The organism is Halobacillus massiliensis (assembly GCF_900166625.1).
In the GTDB taxonomy this organism is placed as follows: Bacteria; Bacillota; Bacilli; order Bacillales; family Halobacillaceae; genus Halobacillus_A; species Halobacillus_A massiliensis.
The window spans coordinates 392223-403154 of sequence record NZ_LT800499.1 but is presented as its reverse complement, the minus strand read 5'-3'; the positions used below and the strand labels follow the sequence as shown (position 1 = coordinate 403154).

Annotated in this window: 7 protein-coding genes; 1 reads left to right on the top strand and 6 read right to left on the bottom strand. The window is 50.0% G+C overall.

Annotation, left to right across the window (positions count from 1 at the left end):
• From B7E06_RS02080 to B7E06_RS02060, 5 genes are all read right to left on the bottom strand, one after another.
• The coding region (locus B7E06_RS02080; protein ID WP_082232401.1) for an NTTRR-F1 domain at positions 1–4419 on the bottom strand (4419 nt) is incomplete at its 3' end.
• 149 nt (positions 4420–4568) lie between these two features.
• A complete protein-coding gene (locus B7E06_RS21475; protein WP_245807654.1) occupies positions 4569–5822 on the bottom strand; it encodes an NTTRR-F1 domain in 1254 nt (417 codons plus the stop codon).
• A 195-nt stretch (positions 5823–6017) separates the two neighbouring features.
• Positions 6018–6725, bottom strand: a complete 708-nt coding sequence (locus B7E06_RS02070) for an N-acetyltransferase (RefSeq protein ID WP_082232397.1) — start codon at positions 6723–6725, stop codon at positions 6018–6020.
• A complete protein-coding gene (locus tag B7E06_RS02065) occupies positions 6722–7798 on the bottom strand; it encodes a Gfo/Idh/MocA family protein (RefSeq protein ID WP_082232395.1) in 1077 nt (358 codons plus the stop codon). Before B7E06_RS02065 ends, B7E06_RS02070 begins: the two co-directional genes overlap by 4 nt.
• Positions 7792–8898: a DegT/DnrJ/EryC1/StrS family aminotransferase gene (locus tag B7E06_RS02060; RefSeq protein WP_082232393.1), complete on the bottom strand. Its 1107-nt coding sequence runs from the start codon at positions 8896–8898 to the stop codon at positions 7792–7794. Before B7E06_RS02060 ends, B7E06_RS02065 begins: the two co-directional genes overlap by 7 nt.
• A 187-nt stretch (positions 8899–9085) precedes the next feature.
• Here B7E06_RS02060 and B7E06_RS02055 point away from each other — a divergent pair, with 187 nt between their 5' ends.
• On the top strand, positions 9086–10399 hold the full coding sequence (locus tag B7E06_RS02055; protein ID WP_082232391.1) for a nucleotide sugar dehydrogenase: 1314 nt from the start codon (positions 9086–9088) through the stop codon (positions 10397–10399).
• Positions 10400–10439: 40 nt separating this feature from the next.
• Here the strand turns inward: B7E06_RS02055 and B7E06_RS02050 are convergent, their stop codons facing one another.
• Positions 10440–10910 carry a hypothetical protein gene (locus B7E06_RS02050; protein WP_082232389.1) on the bottom strand — a complete coding sequence of 157 codons (471 nt, stop codon included), beginning with the start codon at positions 10908–10910 and terminating at the stop codon, positions 10440–10442.
• Between the last annotated feature and the right edge of the window lie 22 nt (positions 10911–10932).

Genomic DNA, 10932 nt, shown 5'->3' with positions numbered 1-10932 from the left:
GGTCGCTCCAGTTACTCCTGTTGCTCCAGTTACTCCTGTTGCTCCAGTTACTCCTGTTGCTCCAGTTACTCCGGTTGCTCCAGTTACTCCGGTCGCTCCTGTTGCTCCTGTAACTCCTGTTGCCCCTGTAACTCCTGTTGCCCCAGTTGCTCCCGTGGCTCCCGTGACTCCGGTGGCTCCCGTGGCTCCTGTGGCTCCCGTGACTCCCGTGGCTCCGGTGGCTCCCGTGACTCCTGTTGCTCCCGTGGCTCCTGTTGCTCCCGTGGCTCCTGTTGCTCCCGTTGGCCCAGTGGCTCCGGTGGCTCCCGTGGCTCCGGTCGCTCCAGTTACTCCAGTGGCCCCTGTTGCTCCTGTCGCTCCGGTTACTCCCGTGGCTCCGGTCGCTCCAGTTACTCCGGTGGCCCCTGTTGCTCCTGTTGCTCCTGTCGCTCCGGTTACTCCAGTGGCCCCGGTCGCTCCAGTTACTCCGGTTGCTCCCGTGGCTCCTGTAGCTCCCGTGGCTCCTGTAGCTCCCGTGGCTCCGGTCGCTCCTGTGGCTCCGGTCGCTCCAGTTACTCCGGTGGCTCCGGTGGCTCCGGTGGCTCCTGTGGCTCCGGTTACTCCTGTTGGTCCTGTAGCTCCTGTAGCTCCCGTGGCTCCCGTTACTCCCGTGGCTCCGGTTACTCCTGTTGGTCCTGTAGCTCCTGTTGGTCCTGTGGCTCCCGTGGCTCCAGTTACTCCTGTAGCTCCGGTGGCTCCCGTTACTCCGGTTACTCCTGTAGCTCCGGTGGCTCCCGTGGTTCCGGTGACTCCGGTCGCTCCGGTGACTCCCGTGGCTCCAGTTACTCCCGTGGCTCCTGTGGCTCCGGTGACTCCGGTCGCTCCAGTTACTCCGGTGGCTCCTGTAGCTCCTGTCGCTCCGGTGGCTCCCGTGGCTCCGGTCGCTCCCGTGACTCCGGTGGCTCCCGTGGCTCCTGTGGCTCCCGTGACTCCCGTGGCTCCGGTGGCTCCCGTGACTCCTGTTGCTCCCGTGGCTCCTGTTGCTCCCGTGACTCCTGTTGCTCCCGTTGGCCCAGTGGCTCCGGTGGCTCCCGTGGCTCCGGTCGCTCCCGTTACTCCAGTGGCCCCTGTTGCTCCTGTCGCTCCGGTTACTCCCGTGGCTCCGGTCGCTCCAGTTACTCCGGTGGCCCCTGTTGCTCCTGTCGCTCCGGTTACTCCCGTGGCTCCGGTCGCTCCAGTTACTCCGGTGGCTCCTGTTGCTCCTGTCGCTCCGGTTACTCCCGTGGCTCCGGTCGCTCCAGTTACTCCGGTGGCTCCGGTCGCTCCAGTTACTCCGGTGGCTCCCGTTACTCCGGTTACTCCCGTGGCTCCCGTTACTCCTGTAGCTCCTGTGGCTCCTGTCGCTCCCGTGACTCCCGTCGCTCCCGTGGCTCCCGTGGCTCCCGTTACTCCTGTGGCTCCTGTAGCACCAGTTGCTCCCGTGACTCCCGTAGCTCCCGTGGCTCCGGTCGCTCCAGTTACTCCGGTGGCCCCTGTTGCTCCTGTCGCTCCGGTTACTCCAGTGGCCCCGGTCGCTCCAGTTACTCCGGTTACTCCCGTGGCTCCCGTTACTCCTGTAGCTCCTGTGGCTCCTGTCGCTCCCGTGACTCCCGTCGCTCCCGTGGCTCCCGTGGCTCCCGTTACTCCTGTGGCTCCTGTAGCACCAGTTGCTCCCGTGACTCCCGTAGCTCCCGTGGCTCCGGTCGCTCCAGTTACTCCGGTGGCCCCTGTTGCTCCTGTCGCTCCGGTTACTCCAGTGGCCCCGGTCGCTCCAGTTACTCCGGTTACTCCCGTGGCTCCCGTTACTCCTGTAGCTCCTGTGGCTCCTGTCGCTCCCGTGACTCCCGTCGCTCCCGTGGCTCCCGTGGCTCCCGTTACTCCTGTGGCTCCTGTAGCACCAGTTGCTCCCGTGACTCCCGTAGCTCCCGTGGCTCCGGTCGCTCCAGTTACTCCGGTGGCCCCTGTTGCTCCTGTCGCTCCGGTTACTCCAGTGGCCCCGGTCGCTCCAGTTACTCCGGTTACTCCCGTGGCTCCCGTTACTCCTGTAGCTCCTGTGGCTCCTGTCGCTCCCGTGACTCCCGTCGCTCCCGTGGCTCCCGTGGCTCCCGTTACTCCTGTGGCTCCTGTAGCACCAGTTGCTCCCGTGACTCCCGTAGCTCCCGTGGCTCCGGTCGCTCCAGTTACTCCGGTGGCCCCTGTTGCTCCTGTCGCTCCGGTTACTCCAGTGGCCCCGGTCGCTCCAGTTACTCCGGTTACTCCCGTGGCTCCCGTTACTCCTGTAGCTCCTGTGGCTCCTGTCGCTCCCGTGACTCCCGTCGCTCCCGTGGCTCCCGTGGCTCCCGTTACTCCTGTGGCTCCTGTAGCACCAGTTGCTCCCGTGACTCCCGTAGCTCCCGTGGCTCCGGTCGCTCCAGTTACTCCGGTGGCCCCTGTTGCTCCTGTCGCTCCGGTTACTCCAGTGGCCCCGGTCGCTCCAGTTACTCCGGTTACTCCCGTGGCTCCCGTTACTCCTGTAGCTCCTGTGGCTCCTGTCGCTCCCGTGACTCCCGTCGCTCCCGTGGCTCCCGTGGCTCCCGTTACTCCTGTGGCTCCTGTAGCACCAGTTGCTCCCGTGACTCCCGTAGCTCCCGTGGCTCCGGTCGCTCCAGTTACTCCGGTGGCCCCTGTTGCTCCTGTCGCTCCGGTTACTCCAGTGGCCCCGGTCGCTCCAGTTACTCCGGTTACTCCCGTGGCTCCCGTTACTCCTGTAGCTCCTGTGGCTCCTGTCGCTCCCGTGACTCCCGTCGCTCCCGTGGCTCCCGTGGCTCCCGTTACTCCTGTGGCTCCTGTAGCACCAGTTGCTCCCGTGACTCCCGTAGCTCCCGTGGCTCCGGTCGCTCCAGTTACTCCGGTGGCCCCTGTTGCTCCTGTCGCTCCGGTTACTCCAGTGGCCCCGGTCGCTCCAGTTACTCCGGTTACTCCCGTGGCTCCCGTTACTCCTGTAGCTCCTGTGGCTCCTGTCGCTCCCGTGACTCCCGTCGCTCCCGTGGCTCCCGTGGCTCCCGTTACTCCTGTGGCTCCTGTAGCACCAGTTGCTCCCGTGACTCCCGTAGCTCCCGTGGCTCCGGTCGCTCCAGTTACTCCGGTGGCCCCTGTTGCTCCTGTCGCTCCGGTTACTCCAGTGGCCCCGGTCGCTCCAGTTACTCCGGTTACTCCCGTGGCTCCCGTTACTCCTGTAGCTCCTGTGGCTCCTGTCGCTCCCGTGACTCCCGTCGCTCCCGTGGCTCCCGTGGCTCCCGTTACTCCTGTGGCTCCTGTAGCACCAGTTGCTCCCGTGACTCCCGTAGCTCCCGTGGCTCCGGTCGCTCCAGTTACTCCGGTGGCCCCTGTTGCTCCTGTCGCTCCGGTTACTCCAGTGGCCCCGGTCGCTCCAGTTACTCCGGTTACTCCCGTGGCTCCCGTTACTCCTGTAGCTCCTGTGGCTCCTGTCGCTCCCGTGACTCCCGTCGCTCCCGTGGCTCCCGTGGCTCCCGTTACTCCTGTGGCTCCTGTAGCACCAGTTGCTCCCGTGACTCCCGTAGCTCCCGTGGCTCCGGTCGCTCCAGTTACTCCGGTGGCCCCTGTTGCTCCTGTCGCTCCGGTTACTCCAGTGGCCCCGGTCGCTCCAGTTACTCCGGTTACTCCCGTGGCTCCCGTTACTCCTGTAGCTCCTGTGGCTCCTGTCGCTCCCGTGACTCCCGTCGCTCCCGTGGCTCCCGTGGCTCCCGTTACTCCTGTGGCTCCTGTAGCACCAGTTGCTCCCGTGACTCCCGTAGCTCCCGTGGCTCCTGTGACTCCCGTCGCTCCCGTGGCTCCTGTGACTCCCGTAGCTCCCGTGGCTCCTGTGGCTCCTGTCGCTCCCGTGGCTCCTGTTGCTCCTGTTGCTCCAGTGGCTCCTGCCGGCCCAGTGGTACCTGTTCCTTCAACCGTTAATAAAGCAACATCATCTACATAAACGTTAGAGGTTCCTGCTAGAGGAAGCTTTCGAATAGATAAAACACCGCTCACTGTCCCGGCTGGGGCTGGAGTAGAAGTTCCATAGACTTCTAACCACTCCCCAACGGCTGAAAGTCTATTCACAGGAATATTTATAGTGAAACCTGTGCTTAACGGATTCAAACTTACATCATAGTACGTTAAAGTGATGGATATAGTTGGGTTGGGGTTACTACTTGCTCTGGCAAAGGAGGAAAGAAATTCAAAATTCTCCCCTTCACTGACAGGGAAAGCTTGGTTGAGTATGGCTAGACTGCCAGGCGGAGCTAAAAGTGCGCTAAAATTACCTGTGTGACTTGCCAATGGAGTGACGGTTGCATTAAAACCTACCCAGGGAGCAAGTGACCCTGATTCAAATCCTCCATTTAAAATTCGGTTCTCGATCATTTAAACTCACCTCCTTTCATTCATAGTTTAGAAGCAAATATACTTCCTTTATTAAAGGTATGGTGCTTTTCTTTAAAGGTTTGGACAAAAAAGAAATAAATATTATTTATATTAAAAAGCTTCGGAGTATTCCGAAGCCTTAGTTCTTACTATTCAAAGACAATGATATTTATCGATCTGGTTCCAGCTGTAAAAGTTGATACGTTGGTATTACTTGCTAGATCTGCAAAAAGACGTACCGTGTAAGTCTGTGTTCCTGTTCCTTGATCACTATCAAGCCAGGTGAGATTTGGAAGCTCAGTGAAAACATCTGGTGTTGCACCAGCAGTACCTGCCCCGGTTACAAAGAATGTTGTAAGCAGGTCATCATTCCGGTATAGGCGGTATTCGAGTGAATATTGATAGGCACCTGGATCCAAGCTAAAATTAAATACTTGAGCCATTGAATCTATCTTCAATGTCTGGCCTTCTATAGTGTCAACATTCACTGTAAGAATTGTAGTTTCTGTATCAGGATCTATAACTATAGCTCCATCAGTTGATTGAGACCCAACTATTTGACCAATACCTGGCCCAGTTGGACCTGTTATTCCCGAAGGACCGGTTGGTCCTGTTGGTCCTGTTGGTCCTGTTATTCCTGGTGGTCCTGTTGGACCAGTTGGACCGGTAACTCCTGCTCCTGTTGGGCCTGTCGGACCGGTTGGACCGGTAGCTCCTGTTGCTCCCCCTGGAGGTCCCTGTATCCCAGTTGGGCCTGTCACTCCTGTTGGACCTGTCGTTCCTGTAGGTCCTGGGGCGCCGGTTGGACCTGTCGCTCCTGTTAGGCCTGTTGGACCGGTTGGACCCGTTGGACCCGTTGGACCCGGGACTCCCGTTGGGCCGGTGGCTCCTGTTGGGCCGGGCGCTCCTGTCGGACCTGTCGCTCCTACATCTTCAGCTTCTAAAAGTGATACATCGTCAACAAAAACAGCCGGTGTATTTAAAGCGCTTGATGGCTTAGAAATAAGAACCTCCGCTTGAGTGGTTCCTGCAGGCGCTGGACTCGTAGTAAGATATACTTCTAACCACGTATCATTTGTGATGATCGGTAATGCTCCAAAATCTACTTGGGCATCCAACCCATAACCAAGGAAGTTATCAAACGCATCTCGGAAAATAACTTGCAGAAAAATATATGGACTGTTTGCCGTCGTTGATTTAGATAAAGAAACCAAAAACTCATAACTTTGTCCTTCACTTGCTGGTACGGTTTGAGAAAGGTAGGCTGGGGCAACTCCTGCACCAAATCTTGCTGAAAAATCACCCGTATGATTTTCACCAGAGATGGTTGTATTAAAGGAATCCCAACCTGTTAAGTCTCCTGTCTCAAAACCGCCATTAAAAATTAAATTGTTAATAGACAATTGTTTCCCTCCTATCATAAAACAGATATTTCAATAAAAATTTGTGCTATTATTGAAACTCCAGATATCTTATGTCTAAAGTGATTGGCGTGAGTAGTGAAGCTATCCCTATTTTCAAAAAATGTTTCTATCACACAGAGACAGAACTACTAGAAAATCATTGAATGCTTCATTTAAAAAAGCCGAGTGAATAAATTATCCACCGGCTTTACTTCGTAAAACTCTTGCAGGACTCCCCACCACTACACACCCTGCCTGAACATCTTTTGTAACGACCGCCCCTGCTCCTACAATGGCATTCTCTTTAATTTCAATTCCAGGAAGCAATGTGGCATTATTTCCGATTTTTGCTCCTTTTCTTAAAATAGGTCCTGCATGGGGAGAGCCTCCGCTCCCCATATATTTATCATTAGATGTAGATACACAAGGTCCCATAAACACTTCATCTTCAATGAACATATCTGCCGTTACATAGCATCCTGTCTGAATCGTTACTCTTCGGCCAATTTCAGTACTGGTTTCTATAATTGCATTCCTTCCTATTATACTGTCTTCCTTTACTGTGACTTTTTCTCTAATACTCGCCAAATCACCTACAAATACGCCATTTTCTATCGTACTTCCACAGTAAAGGACACAATTAGCTCCAATTGTTACTTCATCTCCAATGACTAGAGGCTTCAGCTGAGAGGATGGTTTTCTGGCCATTTTTTTGTTGGTCCCCGGCATCTTGCCAATTACACTGTGGTCATCAATCCTTACAAAATTTCCAACGGAGGTATCTTTTTTTATAACGACATGATGACCAATCGTGACTCCTTCTCCTATGGTGACTCCCTGTTCAATAATCACTTCTTCTCCAAGTTCTGCATTTGCTCCTATAGATGCTGTTGGATCTATCATCCATCGCTCCCCCTCTTTTTCATATCTCCAGTTGAAAATTGAGTGATTGGAAAATAAACAGGTGTCGTCATTTGATGGGATTTATAGATACCAAAGATAGCTTCCAATGCCCGCTTAGCTTCTCGCGCGTCAGCCACTAACTCAATCTCATCGTCAAGAACACTTTCTACAAAGTTTTGATACATATAAAAACGGTCCTCGTGATCACTGCTCAGTTTCTTTAATATTTCTTCCATTTCAGGATGGCCCGAAACATGGCAGCGCACGACCTGATTAAGCCCTGCTCCTTCAATACTAATCGTTCCATGCTCACAAAACAGAGAAAGCCCAAACCCTAAGTTATTAGGCTGTGTAACTGTATTAGCCTCTATAATACCTTTCGCCTGATTCTTAAACGTAAAGACAGCAGCGGCCGTATCTTCCGTTTCCTTTACAGGCAGATAATGACCGAGATCGCCATAAACAGAGTTAATGTCGCCAAGAAACCAAATCAAAAGATCCACTAAGTGTATGCCCTGATTAATCAGCATGCCTCCATCTGTGCTCCATTTCCCCCGCCAAGATGCCGACTTATAATAGTCAATGGATCGGTTTAACCGGAGAGAAGCGACACCAAGGTAAGGGGCACCAAGCTTTCCGTTATCAATTAACTCTTTCACCTTTGAAATCAACGGCCTATACCTCATCTGGTGACAAACCAGCACTCTTTTGTTGTGGACATCTGCGAGTTTCACTATTTCTTCTGCATCTTTTATGGATAAAGCCAATGGTTTTTCAACAACAACATGCTTACCGGCTTGAAGAGCTTCTTTCACCATACGGGCATGAAGACTTGATATAACAGCAATAATGACAACGTCAATGGAAGAATCGCCAAGCATCTCCTCATAATCCTTAAATTTTGAAAGAGAGTTTGACTGCAACGATTCCTGCTGGTGAAACTTTTCCATTTCATCCATTCGTTTAGTGTCCAGATCACTTAAACTGATCAGCTTTAAATTTTTAACCTTAGCTATTGTCGAGATATGCTTTTGGGCAATGTATCCGCAGCCAATTAAACCAACCCTCAGCATGAGGAACACTTCCAATTATTAATCGCAGCAATCACTTGATCCTGGTGACTTTCCTCTAAATATGGAAATATCGGAACAGCCAGTAAACTTTCTGATAGAGTTTCAGAGACGGGATAATCTCCTCGTTTATTGTTATACAGCTGAAAAGCTTTCTGAAGGTGCAAACATTGAGGATAATAAACTCCTGTAGATATTCCTGAGCGGTTAAGGTATTCAGCCAGTTGATCCCTCTGATCTGTTTTCACACAATATAAATGATATACATGGCGATTGTGTGAAGCATCTTTAGGAGTAGTTATTAAGGGATGTGTAATGAAGTCATTATATTTAGCAGCAATCTTTCGGCGTTGCTCATTCCATTCATCCAGATGATTTAAACAGACAAGTAAAACTGCAGCATGTATTTCATCTAAACGGCTATTATGGCCAAGAACATCATGATAATACTTTGTCACACTTCCATGAACACGAAGCATACGAATCTTTTCTGCGATATCTTTATGAGAAGTCAAGATGATGCCTCCATCACCCATCGTTCCTAAGTTCTTTGTTGGAAAGAAAGAAAAACATGCCGCATCTCCCAGGCTGCCGGCTTTCTCACCATGATGTGAGGCCCCAAATGCCTGGCATGCATCTTCTATTACATACAAGCTATGTTTTTCAGCTATTTTATTTATTTTCTTCATATCAGCACACTGACCGAAAATGTGAACAGGCATGATCGCTTTTGTAGAAGATGTTATTTTTTCCTCAATCTTTCCTGGATCAAGGGTGTAATATTTATCTTCCACATCCACAAAAACCGGAGTGGCTCCTACTCTTGCTATTGCTTCTCCTGTCGCAAAAAAGGTAAAAGGAGTGGTTATGACTTCATCCCCCTTTCCTATATCAAATGCTTCAAGGGTCAATACAAGGGCATCGGTTCCGTTTGCCACACCTACCGCGTGATCCACACCTGCATAGTCAGCTATTTTTCTTTCTAATTTGTTAACCTTTGGGCCTAAGATGTACTGGCCACTTCTTATTACTTCCTGTATTTCAATCAAAATCTCTGCCTCATTTGCCTGAAACTGCTTCTTTAAATCAATAAATGGCAACATTTTGATTCTCCTTCTCTTTTGTCGAATCAGTAAACTCCCTAATAAGTTATTGAACGCCACCCATACAGCCACGGCTAAATGATTTTCATCTGGTGCGGAAGCCTGTTTTATATCCGCCTACTCACGCTATTTATAAACGTTTCATATAAAGTAATAGATCACGGACTTATGAAAGGAACATGTTTAAATGACATCGATAAAGGAAGAATCTTGGGAGGGATCAGCGCCTTCACTCACTATAGGTTTGGTAGGGCTGGGCTACGTAGGTCTGCCAGTAGCTGTCAGCTTCGCCGAAAAATATAAAGTGATTGGATATGACGTAAACCAAAAGCGTGTAGATCAGCTGTCCCGGCATCAGGACATAACAGGAGAAGTAACCAGGGAGCAGCTTAAGAAATCTTCCATTCACTTCACTACTGAAGAAGAATACCTAAACACGTGCGGATTTATTATTGTAGCCGTTCCAACTCCAATAAGTGATGACTTAGAACCTGATTTAACAGCAATAAAAAAGGCATCTGCTGTAATCGGACGAAACCTTTCTAAAGGTACCATTGTTGTCTATGAATCGACCGTTTACCCAGGGACGACAGAGGATGTGTGTATCCCCATACTCCAGCAAAATTCTCAATTAAAAGCAGGGAGTGACTTTTTCGTCGGGTATTCTCCAGAACGAATTAATCCAGGAGATAAAATTCACACATTTAAAACAATTAATAAAGTCGTCGCCTCTCAAGATAAAGTTTCCCTTGAAAAAATCACGCACGTCTATCAGAGCATTCTGGAAGCCGAGGTTTATCAAGCCCCTTCCATTAAAGTGGCAGAAGCAAGCAAGGTCGTGGAAAACACACAAAGAGATATAAATATTGCTTACATGAATGAGCTGAGTCACATCTTTCATTATATGAATATCGATACGTATCAAGTACTTGAAGCAGCTAATACGAAATGGAATTTCCTCCCCTTTATCCCGGGGTTAGTAGGAGGACACTGTATTGGTGTTGATCCTTACTACTTAATCCACCAGTCTAAAAAATTCGGTTATGAGCCCTCATTCTTAATTTCCGCCAGAAAATTAAACGACAGCATGCCTGCTTTTATCACGCAGTCATTAATTCAAAGAATCATTAAGGAAAAAATGAATGTAAGTAATTTAAAGGTGGCCGTTATGGGAGTTACTTTTAAAGAAAACATCCCAGATTTAAGAAATTCAAAAGCATTAAAAATTGTGGAATTGCTGAAAGATTATAATATTGATGTAACAGTATGTGATCCGGCAGCCTCTGAAGAAGAATTGGCAGCTTTAGGTATTACGGCTGTGTCTATGGCTGATCTTCAACCATCAGATATCGTAATATTGGCTGTTTCTCATGATGTATTTCGACATCTTAGCAAACAGCAATTAAAGAAATTAATGAAGAGTGAAGCTTCTGTACTCGTTGATTTAAAAGGAGTGCTCAACGGGGATATATTGGACACTTTTAACGTGTGGAGGCTATAAAAAAAACATCTCTTATGCGAAGAGATGTTTTTTTATTCTGCTATCTTTTCTTGTTTTGAAGAATATGCTTTAGAACCGACCGTTTTAATACTTCTTCATTTTTTATTTTTCTAACAGATACATTATTATTAACAGCTGCTCTTTGTTCTTTGTTTTTCTTTCTTAATTGCGAATAAAGAACGGGAGGAATCTTATTCGGAAGGGAGGCTGATTGACCCATACCTGCTTTTATTACAGGTGGTCCCGCCTGACCAGGAAGCTCTTTTGAAACCGGCCTGATTTTAATCGGGTGACGGAGAGAAGTGTTCTTTGTGTTATTAGCCTGATTCTGAGAAGGAAGGAAAGCTTTTTCGGCTCTAAGCTTTTCCAGCTCAGCCTTCACTTCGGCCAGCTCCTGCTGCAGCAGCTTAATCGCCTCCTGCTGTTCCAGGATGATGTCATCTTTGGCAGGGTTTGAATCCGCAGTTTTTACAAGGTCATCAGAAAGTTGCTCTAATTTTTTTTCGTCCATTTATAATCCTCCTAACTGATGA